This window comes from Bacillus sp. 3255, assembly GCF_031456485.1.
Classification (GTDB): Bacteria; Bacillota; Bacilli; order Paenibacillales; family NBRC-103111; genus Paenibacillus_E.
In genome coordinates this window covers 234,154-255,686 of sequence record NZ_JAVDUS010000002.1, presented here as the reverse complement: position 1 = coordinate 255,686, position 21,533 = coordinate 234,154, and the positions used below count along the sequence as shown (strand labels likewise).

23 protein-coding genes are annotated in these 21,533 nt (G+C 54.0%); 13 read left to right on the top strand and 10 right to left on the bottom strand.

What is annotated here, in order from left to right:
* Positions 1–3: 3 nt before the first annotated feature.
* Positions 4–1,029, bottom strand: coding sequence for an acyltransferase (locus J2X61_RS03745; RefSeq protein ID WP_310186006.1), 1,026 nt, complete (start codon positions 1,027–1,029; stop codon positions 4–6).
* Positions 1,030–1,129: 100 nt separating this feature from the next.
* The gene (locus J2X61_RS03740) at positions 1,130–2,368 is read right to left on the bottom strand and encodes a Gfo/Idh/MocA family protein (protein ID WP_274466039.1); all 1,239 of its coding nucleotides are present in this window, start codon (positions 2,366–2,368) and stop codon (positions 1,130–1,132) included.
* Between the two features lie 347 nt (positions 2,369–2,715).
* Here J2X61_RS03740 and J2X61_RS03735 point away from each other — a divergent pair, with 347 nt between their 5' ends.
* Positions 2,716–3,147, top strand: coding sequence for a DUF86 domain-containing protein (locus tag J2X61_RS03735; protein WP_274466038.1), 432 nt, complete (start codon positions 2,716–2,718; stop codon positions 3,145–3,147).
* Between the two features lie 84 nt (positions 3,148–3,231).
* Complete coding sequence (locus J2X61_RS03730; protein WP_310186003.1) at positions 3,232–3,864, top strand: helix-turn-helix transcriptional regulator; 633 nt, start codon at positions 3,232–3,234, stop codon at positions 3,862–3,864.
* 47 nt (positions 3,865–3,911) lie between these two features.
* On the opposite strand, the gene J2X61_RS03725 is transcribed toward J2X61_RS03730, so the two are convergent.
* Complete coding sequence (locus tag J2X61_RS03725) at positions 3,912–4,544, bottom strand: bifunctional 4-hydroxy-2-oxoglutarate aldolase/2-dehydro-3-deoxy-phosphogluconate aldolase (protein WP_274466035.1); 633 nt, start codon at positions 4,542–4,544, stop codon at positions 3,912–3,914.
* Positions 4,545–4,715: 171 nt separating this feature from the next.
* On the opposite strand from J2X61_RS03725, the gene J2X61_RS03720 reads away from it, so the two are divergent.
* Both J2X61_RS03720 and J2X61_RS03715 read left to right on the top strand, forming a co-directional pair.
* The gene (locus J2X61_RS03720) at positions 4,716–5,162 is read left to right on the top strand and encodes a DUF948 domain-containing protein (protein WP_274466034.1); all 447 of its coding nucleotides are present in this window, start codon (positions 4,716–4,718) and stop codon (positions 5,160–5,162) included.
* A 14-nt stretch (positions 5,163–5,176) separates the two neighbouring features.
* Positions 5,177–5,548, top strand: coding sequence for a YtxH domain-containing protein (locus J2X61_RS03715; protein WP_310185999.1), 372 nt, complete (start codon positions 5,177–5,179; stop codon positions 5,546–5,548).
* 122 nt (positions 5,549–5,670) lie between these two features.
* Here the strand turns inward: J2X61_RS03715 and J2X61_RS03710 are convergent, their stop codons facing one another.
* On the bottom strand, positions 5,671–6,789 hold the full coding sequence (locus J2X61_RS03710; RefSeq protein WP_274466032.1) for a phosphodiester glycosidase family protein: 1,119 nt from the start codon (positions 6,787–6,789) through the stop codon (positions 5,671–5,673).
* Positions 6,790–6,915: 126 nt separating this feature from the next.
* Positions 6,916–7,587, bottom strand: coding sequence for a helix-turn-helix domain-containing protein (locus J2X61_RS03705; RefSeq protein WP_274466031.1), 672 nt, complete (start codon positions 7,585–7,587; stop codon positions 6,916–6,918).
* Between the two features lie 168 nt (positions 7,588–7,755).
* On the opposite strand from J2X61_RS03705, the gene J2X61_RS03700 reads away from it, so the two are divergent.
* From J2X61_RS03700 to J2X61_RS03665, 8 genes are all read left to right on the top strand, one after another.
* Positions 7,756–9,792, top strand: coding sequence for a glycoside hydrolase family 15 protein (locus J2X61_RS03700; RefSeq protein ID WP_310185995.1), 2,037 nt, complete (start codon positions 7,756–7,758; stop codon positions 9,790–9,792).
* 16 nt (positions 9,793–9,808) lie between these two features.
* Entirely contained in the window at positions 9,809–10,972 is a 1,164-nt protein-coding gene (locus tag J2X61_RS03695) for a glucose 1-dehydrogenase (protein WP_274466028.1), read from the top strand.
* 105 nt (positions 10,973–11,077) lie between these two features.
* A complete protein-coding gene (locus J2X61_RS03690) occupies positions 11,078–11,497 on the top strand; it encodes a disulfide oxidoreductase (RefSeq protein ID WP_274466027.1) in 420 nt (139 codons plus the stop codon).
* Between the two features lie 86 nt (positions 11,498–11,583).
* On the top strand, positions 11,584–12,591 hold the full coding sequence (locus tag J2X61_RS03685; RefSeq protein WP_310185993.1) for a polysaccharide deacetylase family protein: 1,008 nt from the start codon (positions 11,584–11,586) through the stop codon (positions 12,589–12,591).
* Positions 12,592–12,702: 111 nt separating this feature from the next.
* Positions 12,703–13,512, top strand: a complete 810-nt coding sequence (gene racE, locus J2X61_RS03680) for a glutamate racemase (protein ID WP_274466024.1) — start codon at positions 12,703–12,705, stop codon at positions 13,510–13,512.
* Positions 13,513–13,760: 248 nt separating this feature from the next.
* On the top strand, positions 13,761–14,093 hold the full coding sequence (locus tag J2X61_RS03675; RefSeq protein WP_310185990.1) for a hypothetical protein: 333 nt from the start codon (positions 13,761–13,763) through the stop codon (positions 14,091–14,093).
* A gap of 319 nt (positions 14,094–14,412) precedes the next feature.
* Positions 14,413–15,303, top strand: a complete 891-nt coding sequence (locus J2X61_RS03670; RefSeq protein ID WP_274466023.1) for a M14 family metallopeptidase — start codon at positions 14,413–14,415, stop codon at positions 15,301–15,303.
* Positions 15,304–15,368: 65 nt separating this feature from the next.
* Positions 15,369–15,578: a hypothetical protein gene (locus tag J2X61_RS03665; protein WP_274466022.1), complete on the top strand. Its 210-nt coding sequence runs from the start codon at positions 15,369–15,371 to the stop codon at positions 15,576–15,578.
* A 45-nt stretch (positions 15,579–15,623) separates the two neighbouring features.
* Here the strand turns inward: J2X61_RS03665 and J2X61_RS03660 are convergent, their stop codons facing one another.
* From J2X61_RS03660 to J2X61_RS03650, 3 genes are all read right to left on the bottom strand, one after another.
* Positions 15,624–15,803 carry a DUF2524 domain-containing protein gene (locus J2X61_RS03660; RefSeq protein WP_274466021.1) on the bottom strand — a complete coding sequence of 60 codons (180 nt, stop codon included), beginning with the start codon at positions 15,801–15,803 and terminating at the stop codon, positions 15,624–15,626.
* Between the two features lie 256 nt (positions 15,804–16,059).
* Complete coding sequence (locus J2X61_RS03655) at positions 16,060–16,239, bottom strand: hypothetical protein (RefSeq protein ID WP_274466020.1); 180 nt, start codon at positions 16,237–16,239, stop codon at positions 16,060–16,062.
* Between the two features lie 197 nt (positions 16,240–16,436).
* Positions 16,437–18,683, bottom strand: coding sequence for an FAD-dependent oxidoreductase (locus tag J2X61_RS03650; protein ID WP_310185988.1), 2,247 nt, complete (start codon positions 18,681–18,683; stop codon positions 16,437–16,439).
* Positions 18,684–18,807: 124 nt separating this feature from the next.
* Between J2X61_RS03650 and J2X61_RS03645 the strand changes: the two genes are divergently transcribed.
* Positions 18,808–19,593: a helix-turn-helix domain-containing protein gene (locus tag J2X61_RS03645; RefSeq protein WP_274466018.1), complete on the top strand. Its 786-nt coding sequence runs from the start codon at positions 18,808–18,810 to the stop codon at positions 19,591–19,593.
* A 50-nt stretch (positions 19,594–19,643) separates the two neighbouring features.
* Here J2X61_RS03645 and ytvI read toward each other — a convergent pair whose 3' ends face one another.
* On the bottom strand, positions 19,644–20,756 hold the full coding sequence (gene ytvI / locus J2X61_RS03640; protein WP_274466017.1) for a sporulation integral membrane protein YtvI: 1,113 nt from the start codon (positions 20,754–20,756) through the stop codon (positions 19,644–19,646).
* A 21-nt stretch (positions 20,757–20,777) separates the two neighbouring features.
* Positions 20,778–21,524: a type I methionyl aminopeptidase gene (map, locus tag J2X61_RS03635; protein ID WP_274466016.1), complete on the bottom strand. Its 747-nt coding sequence runs from the start codon at positions 21,522–21,524 to the stop codon at positions 20,778–20,780.
* Between the last annotated feature and the right edge of the window lie 9 nt (positions 21,525–21,533).

Genomic DNA, 21,533 nt, shown 5'->3' with positions numbered 1-21,533 from the left:
CCGCTACTTGGGCGGAACCTTCTTCGCGTATAGCCGGACAAGCAGCCAAGAGCCGAGCACGCCGATGAGCAGCGCGGCAAGCGTGTGCAGATCGAACAGCCAGACGCGCTCCAGCGGCGGAGCCAAGCGGTCCCACAGCGTAAGCAGCGCAGGATGCGCAAGGTAGATGCCGAATGAGGCCGCGCCGAGAGCAGCGAGCAGCGAGCTGAGCTTCGTGCCGTGCGCTATGCGTACTTGCGACCAGCGGAGGCTGCACAGCGGCACCGCCATGCAATAAACGAGCAGCACGAGCTCGAACCAAGTGTGCCGAACGGGCATCAGGCCGTATTGGTGGAGGAGCATCATGCCTGCGAACGCGGCGCCTGCGAGCCCGGTGAGGCCCCGAATCCATTGGCGATGCCGGCTCGCCCAGGCGGTTAGCTCTTCATAATGAATGCCGGTATACGCGCCAAATGCGAACAGCGACGCATAACCGACAAAGAGCGAGGCATATTCCGCAAGCGGGTAAACCTCGTTATGAATGACGTAGAACAGCGCCTGAACGCCGATACCGAGCGGAATGAGTGCTTGGCGAAGCCAGGCGAACCGCTTGACTACGGTCATCAGCAGCGGGAACAGGATGTAAAATTGCACGATAATGACCATATAATAGAGATGATAGCTGGCATTTCCGGATATAAGCAATTTCACGAAATGAACGGTATCCCAGCGGACTGTCCCGTGGAACATTATTTGATTGTATAAATAATAGAACAAGGACCAGAGCACATAAGGGACGACGATCCTTCGCAGGCGCTTCGTCCAGAATCCGCGCGTCATTCCCGGCTCCCAGCGGTCATAATAGGAATAGAAGAGAACGAGGCCGCTGATCCATATGAACAGAGGGACGGTAAACAAGCTGGCTTTATTGATGAAGAAAAAGACGCCTTGTGAGACGCTGCCTATCGGAAGAAGCGTAGCTCCCGAGGTGGCATGGATGACAACGACGGCAAGGATGGCGATCCCGCGGACGAGATCGATTTCGGACAATTTGGGCCTGGGTGGCATGCGGACAATCTTCTCCTTTAATCACTTTGTACACTGTAACATGAATGAAAAAGGAGAACAATACTTGCCGGAACGCAGCTTTCTACTCTCGATAAGCGACGAAACCGTCGGGATCCAGCTCCTGCCAGCCGGATGGCGGCGTGCCGAAGTCGGGAACGTCCGTCATCTCGCCTTCCCGCTTGGCGGATTCATGGGCGACGAGTCCCGGTGCCAAATAATCCGCAGCCCGCCACGCGTGGTTAGGCGGCAATTTGTTCGTATGAATCGCTTTCAAATAATCATCGACAAGGAATTGATGGGATCCCAGATGCCCATTAGGTAAGCCCTTGAACGTCTGCGGCAGCCGGAAGCTGTGATGCACCTTGGCTAGCGCAGCGTGGAAATCATGGCTCAGCGTCGGGTTCAAGTCCTTGTCACCCAATTGGACATATTCGTCCTTGCAAGCCAGCTGCGGAGTCAAATCCCGGACATCCCCCCATTGCAGCGAGGTCCATACCTGACCGCCGGCGTGCTCTTCATAGCTGCCGTTCGTTCCGAACATGCTTAAGTAAACGCTGTTGCCGCCGCCCCAGCCGACCCGCCGGAATTCATTGAGCCGCATCATCCCCCCGTCCGATGTTCGGACCAGGGCGCTTTGATTGCTGAACGTGTTGTCCCATAGATTGGCGCCTTCCCGGAAAATCCCGTCTTCATGCCGGTCGACATAGCCAAGACAGGACACCTTGACAGCCTTCGCGCCCGTGACGGACAGCACCATAGAAACGGAATGCGTGGGATAGTACATCGGCGGAATGCCGGCCACCTTCTTCCAATCCGGCCCTCCCGAATACTTGAAGGCATCGTAGAACCCATGCGCCATATCGTGCAAATATTGCGCTTCGCCGTAGACGAATCGGCCGAAGTGGCCCCCTTTGAACTGGTCCCGGCAGTAAACGGTGGAGGGGTAATAATAGCTCGTCTCCCCAGTCATATAGATTAACCCGGAGGACTTGACTTCTTCGATTATGGCGGAAATTTCCTCCAAACTCTGCGCCATCGGAACGGCACAGTACACATGCTTGCCCGCTTGCAGAGCTTGAAGCGTCTGCGGCCCGTGGAGATGCCTTTGGGTAAAGATGGCTACGGCGTCCACATCGCTGGCAAGCATTTCTTCTAAGGACGCATATGTTTCTTTAAGGGAGAAAGCTTTGGCGAATTGTTCGCGGCGGTCCGTCCGCAGCTCGGCCAATACGACGTCATCCACATAAGGATGTGCTTGAAAAAGCTGAATGAAGCATTGGGAGAATTGCCCTGCGCCTGCAACACCGATTTTGATTCCCATGGATATTCCTCCTATACGGCTTGTCGGATATATTTCGCGGTCATCTATATTGTAAAAAGCCGTCACTCAAGTGTATTTAGTCCAAAACAACAATATGGTTTCCAAAATCACTTTGGAGGCCTAGGAAATCCGGACGGAGAAAGCTTTGTGACACAGATCGCTTGCTTGACGCTCCCAAGCTGGAACGATAAACTGTATAGAAGTGAATACTGTGAAAGCCAAGAGGGTGAACGCACGTGAGCTATGAATATGTCATGCAAGCCGTATTGTTAATTTTTTTAGTTATCGTGACATTTTTTGCAATGATGATTTGGACGAAATGGCGAAAAAGAGGACGGAGATAGGCAATGTATTTTATCAATCATGAACAAATCGATCAACGAATTCAGTTTCTTTCAGCTTTGGCGGAGGCGGTCAATCAGCTGCAAGCGCAGTGGGCGCAAGGGACGCACGATCTTATTTGGCAATTGGCGCAGGAGCGGGTTCTGCATCTGGCCATTGAAACCGTAACCGATGTCGGCAGTTTGCTGATCGACGCCTTTATTCTGAGAGATGCCAGCTCGTATGAGGATATCGTGGACATTGTGCACGGGGAAGGGGCGTATTCAGAGCCGCTTAAGGAGACGCTGCTGGAGCTTGTGAAGCTCAGAAAACCGCTCGTGCAGGATTATGTAGCGTGGAACCGCGAGGAGCTGCATCCGGTGCTGCCTAAGCTTCCGGCGGCTTTTGAAGAGTTTGCCGGCAGTGTGCGGGCCTTCATTAAGAGTGAATTGGAATAACATACATAGATGTTTCTTAATTTACTTCTGAACATTCATGCTGTAAAATGAGACATAATGACTGTTCCGAGGGTAGGTGAGCACATGAATCCGGCACTTGAGACGTCGACGCGTAAAGTGATTCTTGCTATGCTCAAAACTCAGGGACCGTTAAGCGTTCATGAGATGTCCAAACAGCTCGGAATTACGGAAATGGCCGTCAGGCGTCATATTCATTCCATGGAGAAGGAAGATCTGCTTGTAACGACGCTTGTCCGTCAAGCGATGGGGAGACCGACGAACGTGTATGCGCTGGCTCCCAAAGCGGATGAACTGTTTCCGAAGAAATATATGCAGCTAACGTTAGACTTGCTCGGTGAGCTGCTCGAAGATCAAGGTCAAGACACCATTGAACGACTGTTCGAAGGACGTCAGGGTAAGCTTGAATCCCGCTATCAACCGCGGATGCAGGGGCTCACTCTGGAGGAGCGGATCGCCGAGCTTGCGACGATTCAGAACGAGAACGGCTACATGGTCGATTGGGCTCCGTCGGGGGAAGATGCTTATGTTTTCAACGAGCATAATTGTCCCATAGCTCAAGTGGCTAACGATTACGGGCAGGCCTGCCAATGCGAGCTCGCCTTGTTTCGGAATCTGCTGGATGCGAAGGTCGAACGGACCGAGTGCTTGGCCAAGGGCGCCAGCAAGTGTGTCTATATCATTAGCCAGAACAAATAACCATCACCTCCACAACTCAGAGGATGATGGTTATTTGTTTTGACGCGTTATTTCGAGGCGGCCAGCAAACGGGAAGCTTTGTCCGTCACCCATTCGAAATTCCCGGCTTCGATTTCCTTCAGGTTGATCAGCGAGCCCCCGATGCCCAGCCCATAGCAGCCGATGTCCAGAAACTGCTTAATGTTCGCCTCGGTGACGCCGCCAACGGCCATCATGGGAATATGGTCAAGCGGTCCCATTAATTCCTTGATGTATGTCAGACCCAGGCTTGCGCTTGGGAAAATTTTAATCGCCGTGGCCCCGGCCTTCCAAGCTTTGACGACCTCGGTCGGTGTCATTGCCCCAGGGAACACCGGAACCCCTTCCCGGTTCGCGTACCGAATGACGTCCTCGTCCAGATTAGGCGTCACCAGGAACGAAGCGCCGGCGCCGACGGCCTTCTGTGCGTCCTCGACATCCAGCACGGTTCCTGCGCCGATATACATCTGCTGACCAAGCTTCGCCTGCAGCTCGCCGATCATCTCCAGCGCGCCAGGCGTGTTGAGCGTGACCTCCATCACCGTGACGCCGCCCTTCCGCAGCGCTTCCGCCACGGACAGAATATGGGCTTCCTTCACGCCCCGAACGATGGCGATAATGCGGGTACGCTCGATTTCCTTCAATCCTTGCTCTCGGTTCATCTTACTCCTCCAGATGGTTGTTTTGTTTTTCATTATGACAAGGTCCCGGAAATTTTTCCAGTTATTTTGTGTCAAGTCAAGCCTCTCCGATCTATACTGTAGTAATTCATAGGCATTCGTCTAGAAGCCGCCGAAATTCCCCACAGCTTACAGCCCCAGGAGGTGCCCGTCATGACTTGGATGGAGATTAGTGTCGTTAGTATCGCCGCTGCTTTCCTTGTGCTCGCAGGCTTCGCCATTCGCGTGCTGATCGCAGCGAAGCAGCTGCTTCACCAGCTCAGCCTTACGGCAGCCCGGACGGAACAGCATGTAGCGAAGACCGCAGGGCAAGCCGAGCAGCTGTTGAAGCAGGCCGGGCAGTTGACCGAAGAGGTGCACATGCAGGTCCTGGCGTTAGAGCCTGGCGTCCAATCCATCGAGAAGGCAGGAGCAGCTATAGGGGACGTCGCTTCTGTCCTTCGCAAAGGAGCACGAATGATGAACGATTCGCTTCATGGTGCGGAAAAGGTTGTACATACCCACCAGAAGCGCATACAGGACGTCATGGAGTGGGCAACGACCGGGTATGAGCTGTGGCAGCGATGGCAGGCAAGCCGCAATGCCAAATCAGACCATTAAGGAGTGGATGACACATGTCCAACGAGAAAAAAGCGAAAGATCTCCTCATCGGTGCCGTAGTCGGAGGCCTGCTAGGCGCAGCGACGGCGCTGCTGTTCGCACCGAAGTCCGGCCGCGAGCTGAGAAGCGACATCGCCGATAATGCGAAGGCGGTTAGCGACAAGACGGTACAAATCGCCAGTACGGTATCGCAAAAAACGCAAGACGTTGCAAAAAGCGTAAGCACGACGACTTCCGATTTGGTCGGCAAAGCGAAAGATACGGCGGCGAACGTGGCCAGTACGGTCCGTTCCTGGAAAGAGTCCAAACAGGACGATATGGAAGCGCTGGATGAACTCGAAGCTTCCGAAGCAGCGGAGGATTTGGTTATTCTGGGCAACCGCTAGAGAGTACGGTAAAATAGAAAAGAGCTAAGCAGTTTGAATGCTTAGCTCTTTGTGTGATGTCCATTTGGACAAGTCCCCTGGTCCCGTGCGACGCTCACGGACACTGGCGTCCAGTCGGCACGTTACCACTTCGAAGGGTCAATCTTGCGAATGTCGAGCCCTTCCCAGACGTTCTTGATCGGTGCGGTCTCCGGATGCTCGAAGATCAGCCATGCCGTTGGAAGGTATCTTTCGCCGTATTCACTTGACGGTTTGTTGACGATGGCATTGTTATGGACGAGAACTGAAGAGGCTCCCCCGTCCAAATTGGCGGCGGTGATGGCGCCGTGCTGCAGGAAAATCTCTTGTATATCATACAGCGTGGCCCCGATGCTGTGCTTCTGTCTGCCGTCGATGACGGCGAACAGAATGGATCCGTCTTTCGTTTGCGCCATACACGTGCGCGGGGCGATGCCCCAGCCGTCCGCTTGGCTCTTGATCTGTCCGACACCGTTGACGATAAACCGCGGGGAGAAGGAAACCGCCTCCTGCACGCCCATCTCCACGAGCTCGGAAACTTTGTATTTCCCGGCAATCATCCGGCCTTCCTTGTCGATCCCGACGACTTGCACCGTACCGTTCATCCCTTTGTCATTATAGAAGATCTTGCCGCCGGACATCACGATGCCTTCCGGCTGGAATCCGTTTCCTTCCCAGTTCGGGTCGATGAAGCCGCCGCCGTTGACGCCGAGTAGGGCTCCCGTTCGCTTGACCATAGAAGAAACCTTCTCCCCTTTGCCCACCTTCTCCGGAACGGCGATACGCAGCTTCTTCGGATCGGATATCGTGACGAGGTACCCTTTGTAATTGGAGCCGGAAATCGGTTCGATCTTGACCAGCTCTTTTTTGACAGGCGCCACAGGCGCTGTGGAGCTCACAGGCTCGAGCTGCACGATCCCTTGATCCTTCTCATCGCCCATCTCGTCGAACTTCTTCCAATACGCTTCTACGCGTTTCTGGAGCTCTTCGGAGCCGATCAAATACTTGGCCCAGTCCCTATGCTGGGTCGTAATGAGGGTATCCGCCATCATGAGCCTGACGCTCGTGCCTGACGCTGTAAGAAAAAACCAACATAAAGACAGAAGAGACAAAATCGTAAAGCTTATTATCGTATACATAAAAAAGCGCAACCCCGCAGACCGCTTCGTTCTTGCCCGCGCCCGCCGAGATTGCGGCGTGGTAGTAGCTTGCTGTACCGCCATGTGCCCGTTACCAACCCTCTCTACCGAAAAATGAAGTTTTCATTCTCTATTCTCTATGTATGGACGAAAAAAAGGAGCAAAAGTTTCATTTTTGATGAACTTTGCTCCTTTTTTTGTAATTTTACGCTAAATCGGTCGTTTGACGGAGGAAATCCGGGACCCGTCCGATGCGGCGCGGTCATAGTGGAACTCCAGGCCCATGCCGGTATTGCGGGCTACGCTGCGCACGATGAGGTCATGATATTTTTTCTGGCGAATCGCAGCAATGACGACAAATTTGGAGATGCCGAGCGGATCGAAATAGAGCTTGCCTTCCCTCTCGATATATTTCTGAACTTGGTTCATGTTGACGAATAGATCCGTGTCCATTTTCTTATAGCCCATCTCTTCGAGCTTGTCCAAGAACAGACTGAAGTCCAACAAGGAATTCACGCTTTTGGTCATTCGTTCGATCCGTGTATGATAAGTGATTTCTTTCGTGCTGACTTCAATATACAGAGTGTCTGCCATCGATACCGGGTCCGACAGGTCCGAGGTTGCGGTCGCCGCAGGTACGCTGTCGAGCTCCAAATAGCCGGCTTTCTCCATAAGGTCCGTATACGGAATGTTGTAGGCATCCGACAGCTTTTTGAGGGTGACGGGCGATGGGTTGATTTTCTCATTGGTCGAGCGGTTCCGCTCCAACTCCAGATCTCTGATGTACGCATGTGAAAGTCCGCTTTTGTTAGCTGCTTCGCGCAAGGACATTTTGCCGCGCAAGCTTTCCAAAAATTTACCGAATCCTTCTAATTGCTTCATAGATAAATCCCTCCGTATGGTTTAATTGTAATTGAGTTTTGCGCAATTGAAAATGTTTGAAGAGTGATTGGTGTCATTTACCTGTAATTCCTGTCTGCTCCGCTGCATGCATATTTAAGCTTCTCGATTGGAAAAGTAGTAGCAACATCATGGAAAGAGGCTGATTGCATGGCAAGGGATTTGCCCATTGGGAATGGGAATGTGCTCATTAATTTCGACGCTGCTTATAATATTCGTGACATGTATTACCCTTTAGTAGGGCAGGAGAATCAATCTAGCGATCATCTTTCACATTTCGGCATTTGGTGCGCGCAGGACTTCTTCTGGATCGACCATCCGGAGGTGTCCAAAAAGCTGAATTATCTGGACGATTCGCTGGTTACGAACGTGCAGTGCGCCCACGACAGGCTTGGACTTAGCATGCTCATTCGCGATGGGGTTGACGTCCAGCAAAATATTTTTCTGCGCAAAATCAAGATCGAAAACCGCTTTGATGCAGAAAGAGAGATAAAGTTGTACTTTCATCTGGATCTGCAAATTTATGGAAACGGCGTCGGGGATACGATCTATTACGATCCCGAACTGAACTCGCTTGTGTTCTATAAAGGCCATCGCTATATGTCTCTGTCCGGCTTATCTCCGGATGCCGACCGGCCGTCGCCAAGCGGCTACGCGACGGGGCAGAAAGGGATTCACGGCCTCGAAGGAACGTGGCGCGACGCCGAGGACGGCGCATTGGGCGGGAATCCGATCGCGCAAGGGTCTGTGGACGGAACGCTGGAATTAACGGTGACGCTGCCGCCCAAAGGGGTCAAAGAAGCCTGGTTCTGGATCTGCTTCGGCCATACGAAGCAGGAGGTAGAGCGCATGGAGCAGCTTCTGCGCACATCGACGCCGCAGGCTCTGCTGCAGCGTACGCATGATCATTGGGTGCAGTGGGTCAATCGGGATGCCCATCAGCTGTCTTTGCTTCCGCAGGATATCGCTGCTTTCTATAAAAGATGTCTGCTGATCACCAGAACGAACATCGACAACCGCGGGGCGATTATCGCGGCGAACGATTCCGATATTTTGAAATTTGCCAAAGATACGTATTCCTATATGTGGCCGCGGGACGGAGCGCTCGTTTCGCATGCGCTGGACCGTGCCGGCTATTCCGAATTGTCGCGCAAATTTTTCGACTTTTGTATGAAAGTGTTAACACCCGAAGGCTATCTCATGCATAAATACAACCCGGACAGCTCCGTCGGCTCCAGCTGGCACCCATGGGTGGACGGGCAGGGGAAGAAGCAGCTGGCCATTCAGGAGGACGAAACAGCCCTCGTTCTGTACACGCTGTGGCATCACCATAAGCTGGCGGGGACGCTGGAGAAGTCGCGGGACGATTATGAGAAGTTCGTCAAACCGGCGGCCGACTTTCTCGTGCATTACCGGGATGCGTCCGGTCTTCCGCTGCCTTCGTACGATCTGTGGGAGGAGCGGTACGGCGTGCTGGCCTTTACCGTCGCCTCGGTATACGCGGGCCTGGTCGCTGCGGCGCGGTTCGCCGAATATCACAATGATAAAGCCCGTTCCGTCTATTATGCGGATGTTGCCGGTCAAGTGAAAAAAGCCGCGGATCAGCAGCTCTACGCCTCTGACCGCAATCGTTTCCTGCGGGCTCTGTATTGGAGCTACGAGGACAATAAATATGTGCCGGACTATACGCTCGATATGAGTATGTACGGTCTGTTCGATTTCGGTTTGTTCGAGCGGGAGGATCCCCGGGTTGCTGCCACGCTGCGGATTCTAAGAGAGAAATTGTGGGTAAATACGGATATCGGAGGCATTGCCCGATATGAGAACGACTACTACCATCAAGTGACGAACGATGTGGCGAAAGTGCCGGGCAACCCTTGGTTCATCTGTACCCTGTGGTACGCGGAATGGCTGGTGGCCTCGGCGGCGAAGACGGCTGATCTGCAGGAAGCCGAGAACTTGATGCGATGGGCTATTCGTCACGCGCTGCCTTCGGGAACGATGGCGGAGCAGGTGCATCCGTTCACCGGAGCGCCGCTCTCCGTTTCGCCGCTTACGTGGTCACATGCTTCCTTCATCAAGGTGACGCAGGAATATTTGACCAAATTGAAGCAGCTCACGTCCCAAGGTTCGATGCAGGCGGCGGACGCAAGCGAAGACCAAGTGCTCGAACCCGCTCATCATTAAAGGAGGAGATGGAGAGATGAAAGCGATACGGGTGAAACAGCTTCGGCAGGGGAATCCGTCCATTGCGCTGGAAACGGTGGAGGATCCGGTTATTCGTCATCCTCAGGAAGTTATCGTGAAGGTATTGGCTGTCGGCCTGGATGGCACGGACAAGGAGATTTTGCAGGAGAAATACGGCGTCCCCCCTCAAGGGGAAGACGACTTGACGACAGGTCACGAATCACTGGGCGTCGTGACCGAGGCGGGGGCGGAGAGCGGCTTCTCCCCGGGAGATCTCGTGACTGCGATCGTCCGGCGCCCCTGCCGCAAGCAAAGCTGCGTCAATTGCCGCAACGGCCATTCGGACTTTTGCCAGAGCGGCGAGTTCGTCGAGCGCGGCATCAAGGGAGCGCACGGCTTCCTCTCCGAGTATTACAAGGAGGAAGGCCGGTACCTGGTGCAAGTGCCCTCCGGACTGCTGCATCAAGGCGTGCTGGTTGAGCCGCAGAGCATCGTCGAGAAGGTGTGGGACCAGGTGCTGCGCGTGCAGCAGAGGCTGATCTGGGAGCCGAGGACGGCGCTCATCCTCGGCTCGGGACCGCTCGGGCTGCTCGCGGCGATGACCTGCCGGCTGCTGGGGCTGGACGTCTACGTATGGTCCAGATCCCCGCAGGACAGCCTGCAAGCGCAGCTGGTCAAAGACTGCGGAGGCGCGTACCGGCAGGCCGGGGCCGACGAAGGCGGCACCGACACTCTGACGGCTTACGCCGAGGAACTCGGCAAGCCGATAGATCTCATTCTCGAATGCACGGGCTTCAGCCCCCTTGCGTTCGAGGCGATGGGGGTGCTGGCGCCGAACGGTGTGTTGGCGCTGCTTGGGGTGACGCCGGCGGACCGGAAACTGGAGATTCCGTCTGATATGCTGAACCAGAGCATGGTGCTGGAGAACAAATGCGTGATCGGTTCGGTGAACGCGTCGCGCAAGGACTTTGAAACGGCCATCTACCGGCTGCAGCAGATGGAGAAGGAATATCCCGGCTGGCTGGACCGGCTGGTCACCAACCGGATGAAGCTGGATGCCGTGCCGCAGCTGGACTTCGCCAGCATCCCGATCAAGGCTGTCGTCGACCTTGTTCCTGTGGAACAATGGAGCGGGCTTGTTAAGCAGACGGAAGAAGTCGTGTACAGCTTTTCGGTATGAATGAAGCCGAGCGGGCGCTTGCCTGCTTGGCTTTTTTGCGACTGGAGCGTTAGACTTCCCTGCTATATTTTTCTATAATAGTGGGAAAGGGGAGGACGAGCTCGAATGTCAAAAAAATTTTTTAGAGAGAACGGTATGCACCTATCCTGGCTGCTTGCGCTAATCGCCACATTGGGGAGCTTGTACTTCTCGGAAATCATGCATTTCATACCTTGCAAATTGTGCTGGTACCAACGCATTCTGATGTACCCGCTGGTCGTCATTCTGGGAATCGCCGCGGTGCGCAGAGATTACAAACTGACGATCTATGTCATGCCGCTCACGATCTGGGGAGCCTGCATATCCGTCTATCATGTTTTGCTGCAGTCCGGCGTGTTTCACGAATCCGCCACAGGCTGCGGCCCGGTTCCCTGCGATGTGGACTACTTGAACTGGCTGGGCTTTATTACGATCCCGATGCTGGCTGGAACAGCTTTCATTCTGATCACCATTCTCCAATATTTGACGTACCGCGCCACGAAATAACACCACGCACCAAAATTAGGCAGGTAATTTGTCTAGCGCTGTCGAAAGGAATACCGAACGTATTCTTTCGGAAGCGAGGTCCGACAATGACACCAATTACCAAAAGTGCTGCACTGCTGATCCTGCTTAGCGCAACATTGGTCGGTTGTGCAGACATAAGCCTAACGGCCCCTGCTTCCGAAGCAGGCACGCCAAGCCCGCAGGCTGCGGCCAAGGCGGCGACGCCGGCGCCTACAACCAAACCGATTGCAGCTCCGGCCGCAACGCCCAAACCGACAGCGACGCCGAAATCGACGGCAGCACCTGCACCATTCCCTTCGCCTTCATCGCCATCCGCATCGCCTAAGGCTACAAGCAAGCCGACCGCGACAGCCGACAGCGGCAAAATCAAAACGACAACCGGGGACAAGACGCCCTATTCGTGGTATTACATGAAGAAGAAAACGGGACAAGTTCCCGATTTCCCCAAAGAAACGAAATCGTTCACTGCCGACCAGAAAGCCGTCTGGGTAGGCACGGGCAAGAAGGTATACCTCACCATTGATGCGGGAGGCCCGCTGATCGAAGTGGATTTGATGCTGAAATCGCTCAAGGATAACGGTGTGAAAGCGAACTTCTTCATCTCGGGGAATAACATTAAGCAGAATCCGGAGTATTTGAAAAGAGTCGTGGCTGACGGCCATTTCGTAGCCAATCACACAATGACGCACAAAGATTTCAACGAGCTGAGCGACGACCAGATTCGCAAGGAAATTACGGATTTCGAAGCGCTGTACAAAAAACTGACGGGGAAAGAAGTGGAGAAATATTTCCGGTTCCCCTACGGTCATTACAACATGCATAATTTGAGCCTGGTATCCAGCATGGGCTACACCTCCGTATTCTGGTCGACGGCCATGCGGGATTGGGAGCCGCGAGCGAATGGCGCGGAGGACCCTTATAACGATATCATGAATAATTTGCATGACGGGAACATTATTTTGATGCACCAAGGATCGCTTGAGAACATGCAGGCGCTGGCGCGCATCTGCAAAGAGATCAAGAAAAAGGGCTACGAGTTCGCGCTTGTTAACGACATCCAGCCACCAAAATAGGTAAAAAGCCCTTCTTCTAAGCCGCTAGTTTAGGTACCTTTCAGCTTGTACGTTCATATTCTATCCATGTGACCCGCGTAATTCATTAACCGGCAAAGGAAGCGGATAGGTGTGCAGCAAGCGATAGCCGTACTGGACTCGGGAGTCGGAGGATTAACTGTAGTCAAAGAACTTATGAGACAGCTGCCGCAAGAGAAAGTGATTTATTTCGGCGATACTGCCCGAAGCCCCTATGGTCCGCGCTCTGCGGATGAAGTACGTACCTTCACTCGGCAAATCGTGGATTATTTGATTCAATACCATCCGAAAATGATTGTCATTGCTTGCAATACGGCAACGGCCGTTGCTATCGAAGATATCCGCGAACGCGTATCCGTTCCTGTGATTGGCGTTATCTCGCCCGGGGCGCGAGCCGCTATCAAGCAAACGCGAAGCGGCGTTATCGGCGTGATCGGTACGGACGGGACGATCCGCAGCAAGGCTTACGAGCAAGCGCTGCGGTTAATTTCGCCTAACGTGCAGGTGTACAGCCAGCCTTGTCCGCTGCTCGCGCCATTCGTGGAGAAGGGGCTGTTCGGCGCGGAGCAGGAGCAGGAGATTGTGGAGCAATCCCTCCGCCCGCTGGTCGGCAAGCCGATCGATTGTTTGATTCTCGGCTGTACCCATTACCCGTTTTTGATGGAGCCGATAGCACGGGTGATGGGCCCGGACGTCGCGCTAATCTCATCGGCGGATGAAACGGCGAGAGAAATCAGCACGATTTTATATCACCGTGAAATGATGGAGACTTCAGGCAGTCTGCCGATTCACCAATTTTTCTGCAGCGGTGAGTCTGACCGCTTCAAACGGATTACCGAGAACTGGCTCAAGGAGCAGATTGCGATGACACCCGTTGTTTGGCAGATGCCCACCATTTTCTAATAGCGATGACGAAAGATGACCCGGCAGGGTCATTTTTTTGCGTCCGTTATGTTCATGGGCAAGGTCGCGCGGCTTGCAACGGACATAGCGGCCCTTAATCGTTGATATCGGGCCGCTTGAAGCTTGTAACGGACACCAGTGCCGCTATTTGCCCTCTGGGGCCGATTATCGGCTCGAAATCGGCAAATAAGTTCACCTGTGTCCGTTAGCGGCGGTACAGGCTGCATGCAGCGCGGATAACGGCTGCTGTGTCCGTTAGAAGCGGCTTTGAAGCCGCGCGGGGCCAGACTGCCGCGGTGCATGGCGGTAAATGCACACCGCGGGTGCGGCAGGACAGGCTCCAGGCTCAGACTGCCGCAGAGTTGGCGGTAAATCCACACCGCTTTCTAATAGCGATGACGAAAGATGACCCGGCAGGGTCATTTTTTTGCGTCCGTTATGTTCATGGGCAAGGTCGCGCGGCTTGCAACGGACACAGCGGCCCTTATTCGTTGATATCGGGCCGCTTCCAGCATGTAACGGACACCAGTGCCGTTATTTGCCTTCGGGGGGCCGATTTTCGGCTCGAAATCGGCAAATAAGGTCACCTGTGTCCGTTAGCGGCGGCACAGGCTGCATGCAGTGCGGATAACGGCTGCTGTGTCCGTTAGAAGCGGCTTTTGAGCCGCTCGAGCCCAGATCGCTGCGGTGCATGGCGGTAAATGCACACCGCGGGGGGCAAGACAGGCTCCAGGCTCAGACCGCCGCGGTGCATGGCGGTAACCCCACCCCGCGGGTGCGGCAGGACAGCCGCCCAGGCGCCCTGACCCGAACCGCCGCCGCCCCCGCGTCCGCATGAATCCGCTGCGGCGGGCATATTCATAACCTACGTAAGAGATTACAGAGGTGCGAGGTGGTCGTATGTTAGGATACGGGTATGACACGTTATGCTGTGAGCTTAATCGGCTCGGGAAGATTTATCCTTTCCTGTGTGTCGAAACTATAGGCGAAAGTGTGATGGGAAGAAGCATACCGGCGGTGCGGCTGGGCCAAGGCGCCAGAGAAATTCATGTGAACGCAGCCTTTCATGCCAACGAATGGATTACGACACCCCTCATCATGCAATTCGTGGAGGATGTAGCCTGTTCGTTTGCGAGAGGAACGGCATGGCAAGGAAGAAATATCAGACGTCTGTTCTCCGAGTATTCGTTCTGGATCGTCCCCATGGTGAATCCGGACGGCGTGGAGCTCGTACTGAACGGCGTGAGTCCGGAACATCCGTACCGGGATCAACTGCTGGAATGGAACGGCGGAGCAGCGGATTTCAGCGCCTGGAAGGCCAATATAAGAGGCGTCGACCTGAACGACCAGTTTCCGGCCCATTGGGAGGAGGAAGTGGCTCGCAGAGGGCAGCTGGGGCCTGGAGCGCGGGATTACGGCGGACCGGAGCCGCTGTCGGAGCCGGAAGCCGCGGCGATCGCCCGTTTCACCGAATGCCACCCCTTCGAGCTGGTCATTGCGCTGCATACGCAAGGGAGGGAAATCTACTGGAATTACCGCGGGTACGAACCGCCGGAAGCCGAGGACTTTGCCGAGCATTTGGCGACGGCCAGCGGGTACCAGGCCGTCAAGTTGACGGACAGCGATGCGGGCTACAAAGATTGGTTCATTCAGCATTTCCGCAGGCCCGGATTTACCGTCGAGGTGGGCCTTGGCGTTAATCCGCTGCCTCCCGAGTCGTTTGCCGGACTCTACGCCGAGATCGTTCCGATCCTCCTGACGGCGCTGGATTTGCAGACCATCAGGGGGTAGATCTTCAAGAACCGATCCTCCCGGACTTCATATACTGAAGTAAGGAAGAGCTGGGAGGCGAGGTTATGGCACCACCGAAAGGGAAGGGCAAGGTCGCGAAGAAGAAGATTGCTTCATCCATCGAGCAGTACACCATGAGAATCGTGGAGTCGGCAACATGCTCGGTTTGCAAAACGCCATGCACGAGAGGGCTTCGTTACTTGGCTTTGATGGAGAAGCCAGGGGCAGTAGGTAAAGGGGTTCCGTGTATTCTGACAAGAAGAAAAATTAATTAAAATGAAAAGTCCACGCCCGGTTAGGAGGCATGGACTTTTTGTATGTTACCTGTAACGGAAATGTTCGTGCGGGATGGAGCATTTGTTCTGAATCCAATGAATCTGGTTCTCCAGCCGGTTGCGCTGCTCATCGGGACCTTCGAACTGCTCCAGCTCCTGGATCAAATTGTGTAAATCGGTGCCAGCATTCGCACAATCGTAGTTGCTCTCTAAATTGTCCAGCATAGATGGCCCTCCTTAGATTCCGCTATCGTTATTTGTGCCCTTTGTTGCTCTTTTGATCCTGCGTGCGTGTCGTCGTATTTTGTCTTCCGTGTCCTTGCTGTTTGTGGCTCTCTGACATGTCGTTCACTCCTTGGCAGTATGATTTGATGAGTTGCGAGATTAGTATGAACCGTTAGCGGATTTTGATACGGCGGAGAGCCAAAAATAAAAAAGCCCGGCGTACGGTTCGCACCGTTCACCAGGCTCTGTGGGCAAATTAATGGTTGGGAGGGAGCAGTTTATCTTCTAGGCGCTGTTTAACCTTCTTGATCGCGTCTCTCTCCAGCTTTTGGTTGAGGTTAAATTTGGCCCCTGTTAATGCAAGCGCTTCCTTAACAGTCATTTCTACATAAATAATCTCTTCGCCTTGACGAATTTGAACGGAATTCTGATCCATTTTTCATCACTCCTATGTCAACTTTTTGAAGAGGAAACCTTGATTTGTCGCACTTTTAATATAACACACCATGTAAGGTTACGCAAGAGTAACGAAGACCTATTTATCGCAAAATATTGTCGGGAATCCCGCTAAGCCGTCAACCCAAAAAACGCCAAACGGCTGCAAATTCTGCCGTTTGGCGTGCTTGGTTTTGGTTAGCTGTAGCAGCGGATTTCCATAACTTCTGCCCGCTGCGAACCGTTCGTCGATTCGATCAGGACGCGCAGACGGTCGGTTTCAACCGTATTGGACAGCACATGCGTATGATGGCGAGTATGATTGTCGCTGCCTTCGGCAACGGTTTTCCATTCCCCGCCGACATAGGCTTGCAGCTTATAATCTTTCACCAGCTCCGGAATAATCTCGAACTCTGTCCGATGGTGGTGCAGGTTGATGAGATCCTCATGCACGTCGTCATTGAGCGTAAGGTGTATGCTGCGAATCGGCACAGCCTTCGGCCAATTGAGCTCCAGCCATTCCGGCTTACCGGCTTCCATCGCTGTGGAGGACCACATATTCGGTCCGCCGTACGGGCGTTTGTAGCCATTCAAGACTTTATCGGCCGTGAACGCGTAGGTAGGCGAGAGCAGGCGGAAGCATAGCGGCTTGCGAACGAACTCCTTGCCGTTCCAGTCAATGACCGGCTGGTGGTGATGCATATCTCCGAAGTCGGCGGAAGTGTCTTTATCGATCTTCTTGAACGAGAGCACGCCGGATTGCGGCTTCGATGACAGATGCACGGACAGGGCCGGGTTGCTCCGCAAGATGATGAACGCGTTCTGCGCTTCATTCGGCTCCCAGCTCAGAGGAGCTTGAACCCACTGTGCGCTGCCCTCGGCCACAGCCACCTGAACGCTCGCTATCATCGTGTGGGGCACGTAGTTCTGCGGCTTGCCGGTGCTCCACAGCTCTACCGTAAGCTCCGTAGGTTCCGCGGCATCGAGCAGCAGCTCAACGCCGTTCAGAGACGGATCTACGGGCACGAGCAGCGCTGCATGCACGTTAAGCGGCAAGACCGATCCCGTCGTCTCGAGCGCAAGCATCGTGAGCGTGCTGGAGGCGCTCACCGATGCGCTGCGCGCAAGATCGGCTGCGTCCCCGTTCTTGACGCCGAGCACGGACGCATCCTGCCGCAGCAGCGTTTGCTGCAGCTCGCTCAAGTGGCTGCCGTGCAGCTCGCGCGGCGAGATGCCCTTCGCGGCGCACAGCGCGGCGCCTGTGCCCGCGGCTTCGCCGATGACGGCGCAAGTCGCCATGACGCGCGTCGTGCCGAAGGCGACGTGGGACGCGCTGATATTGCGCCCGGCCATGAGCATATTCGTCACATTGGACGAATAGAGGGAGCGGAACGGAATATGATAGCTGCCGTCCATATGCATGTGCTTGGAGCCGCTCTCGGTGGCGTACATACCTTGCGGCGGGTGCAGGTCAATGGACCAGCCGCCGAAGGCGACGCGGTCTTCGAACAGCTTCTGCGCGATGACGTCGTTCTGGTTCAGTACGTAGTCCCCTACGAAACGGCGGTATTCCCGCTTGCCTGGAATCGAGCCGATCCATTCGAGGGTGAGGTTCTCGCTGTCGAACTTGCCGGAGTTTTTGATATAATCCCAAATTCCGTAAATGACCGAGGACAGTTCATCGCGGATGCGTTCATTCTCATGAACGGTGTCCAGCTCGCCGCCCCATTCAATCCACCAATATGAGCAACCGTTGTCGCCGCTGCGAATGACGCGGCGCATCGGAATCGTCGTCTGCGTAATATCTTTGGCGAAGCTTGGCGGGATATATTTGACCGGCCGGCCAACATCTTTCGTATAGAATAGAAGCGTGCTGCCTAACGTAATATCATCCGGAACGAGCGGAGCCCATTCCTCGTTGAATTCTTCCTGCGCTTCGCGGCCGAGCCGGAACTTGGCTCCGGCCAGGAAGCCGACCAATCCGTCGCCCGTGCAGTCCAGATAGACTTGGCTGTCGAAGCGAATCCGGCGCTCCGAGCCCATCATCCAGCCCGTTACGGAGCGGATCGTCCGGGCGTTCTCATCCCCGTCAGCCTCGACTTCGTGCACGTCGGAGTTTAAGAATAGCGTAATGTTCTTCTCGGCTTTTACTTTCTCCAGTACGACGAGATCCCAAATGTACGGGTTCCCATCGATATTGCGATATTGATTCTCTATGAACAGTTCCCCCATGATACCGGTTTCACGAGCATTGCGATGAACCCCGTGGGAAGTAGCTCCGCATACCCATACGCGAACTTCGCTGGAGGCATTGCCGCCAAGAACAGGGCGGTTCTGAACGAGGGAAACGGTCTGACCCAGACGGGCAGCTGCGATTGCCGCACATACGCCTGCCAGGCCGCCGCCTATGACGGTGATATCGGATGTCACAATTTCATGCTTCATTACCATGCACCTCACTGGTTATTAGAATATCTTTGATTTCATTGTAGAAGATTCTATTTCCTTTGAACATGCAGTCAGTTACAATGAGCATATACTTTATTTCAAAATGAAAGAGGGGCGTTCCATGACCTATCGCGATGTGGCCGTGAAGCTCCTTTCTCATGTGTATTGGCACCGCAAAGAACAGTTTATGTATGACGAAGACCAATACCCCTGCTGGACTTTATTTGCGGTGGAGGACGGAAGATTCTGCTATGGCATCGGCGATAAGAAGGGAGAAGCCGGGTTCGGCGATATCGTTCTGTGTCCGCCGCATGCGGGCTTCCAGAGGAGAACGCTGGAGCCGCTGTCGTTTCATTTTGTACAATTCCTATGGCTATCGGAACCTGGATCTGCGGAGGAAGAAGAGGGCTGGCGGGGCAAAGTGACGGTCCACAATAAAGAGCGGCTTATTTCGAATTATGATTATTTGAAACAATTGTCCGGTTGGGACGAAGAGAGCACGCTGCATAAGCAGCATATGGTGAACGATCTGCTCCGGCTGGTCCAAATCGAGAAGATCCGCAAGGACGAGTCCGATACCGAAAGTGACGCGCTCATGGATACGGCACGCAAATACATGATGGATCATGCCTATGCCAGTCTTTCCTTATTGGAGCTGGCTGTCTCCCTCGGGCTTACGCCGGTGCAATTCACCCGCAGATTCCGCAAAGCGTCAGGTCAGACGCCATCGGAATTCGTCAATGAGATGCGGTTGACGCGAGCGCGGCATCTGTTGGAAGGCACGACGCTGACGCTGGACGCTATCGCGGCGAGATGCGGATATGAGAACGGCTTTTATTTGAGCCGCGTGTTTACACAGAAGATCGGGATGCCTCCTTCGGTATACCGCAGCATGTATCGCGTCTAACAAGGAAGAAGCTCCGAATCCACAAGGTGCGGATCGGAGCTTCTTGAAGCTTAAGTGCCGGAGGAAGGCGAGCTTCCTGGCGTATATTCGTTTTCCGGCTTGCGGATCCACCGCTGGAAATAGCCTTGCGTATAAAGGGCCTTGAACAAGATAATCAGAACCGGAGACAGAATGACGCCGGCAACCCCGAACAACGAGAGGGAGACGATCATGAAGGCCAGCGTGGTGAAAGCGGAAACGCCAAGCGATTCCCCGGTAATCTTGGGCTCCATAATTTGTCTGACAAGGATGACGACGAGGAGAAGAGCGCTTAACCAGATCGCCAGTGCAGTTTGGCCGACGATGAACAAGTAGACGATCCACGGGATGAACAGCGTCGATACGCCCAGCAGCGGCAGGACATCGAAGATGGCCGACAGCAGGGAGATCGAGAACGCGTTATTGACGCCGAGCAGCAGCAGAGCGACGAACACCACGATGAACGTTAATGTAATCAGCTTGAGCTGCGCTTTCACATAGGAGACAATGCCTTTGACGACATTTTCTTTGAGAAAGAAGAACACGGACTTGAACGTATTGGGCGTTTTCTCGCTGGCCAGCCGTTTCCAGGCATCGATTTCTATACTGAGGAAGTAAGCCAAAATGATTCCGACAATGAAGTTGAACATGAAAGTGGAAAAGGAAGTCAATGAGGTAACGAGTCCAGATAAGAAACCGATGATAAATTTGGAGGCTTTGCCAGCGAATTGTCCGGCATATTCCTTGGCTTTGATAATGACTTCAGGAGGAAGCGCTTGGAACCGTTCATTTAATTCGCTGATTCTATGTACGATTTGATCATTGAAGACGGCTTGGTAATCGTCGATTTTATCGACAAGACTCATGATCTGGCTGGTGAAAATAACGGCTGCCCCCGCTAGCGCGCCGAGGATGATCAAGACGAAGATCAGCGTGGAGATCGCGGACGCTATCGACTTGCGCATCCCTTTGCGGTTCAGAAACCTAGCCAGCGGCTCGATCATCATGAAGATGATCAGAGCCAGGAAGATAGGCGTCGCGATGCGGTACAAGTAGCTGAACAGCAGCATGAATAAGTAGACCGTTAGAACAATAAGAGCAATGTCAAAAGCAGTTCTCCAATATTTCTTGTAAAAAGAAATCATGCATGTCCTCCGGGGGCGGCGTTATTGTTCCGTTAGAATAACCGGTCCTTGACTCGTAATCGCAATCGTGTGCTCATATTGAGCGGACAGACTGCCGTCGTAGGTTCTTGCAGTCCAACCGTCGGCATCGACTTTGGAATGGTATTTGCCTACGTTCAGCATCGGTTCAATGGTAAAGACCATGCCTTCCTTGATGCGCGGCCCTTTGCCTGCAGGTCCGTAATGCGGGACTTGCGGCTCTTCGTGCATCTCGGAACCGATGCCATGGCCGATGAAGTCTCTGACCACGGAGAAACCGTGCGACTCCGCATATACCTGAATGGCGTGCGACACGTCGCCGATGCGGTTGCCGGGAACGGCTTGTTCAATGCCTTTGTACAGCGATTCCTTCGTCACTTGGAGCAATTTCTCCGCAATGGGCGAGATGCTGCCTACCGCGTACGACCAAGCGGAATCCGCCAGCCAGCCATCTTTGCGCACGACCATGTCGATCGTTACGATATCGCCGTCCTTCAACGCTTCCTTCTTCGGGAAACCGTGGCAGATGACGTCATTGACCGATGCGCATGTGGCATACGGATAGCCGTGATAGCCTTTCTGCTCCGGTGTCGCGCCGTGCTTCGCCAGAAATCCTTCGACGAACTGATCGATTTCCCAGGACGTGATGCCGGGACGGATCATAGTCGCAATCACTTTGTGGCAATCCGCCAGAATACGCCCGGCTGCGCCCATTTTTTCAATTTGTTCCTTTGTCTTGATGGTAATCATGTACGTCCA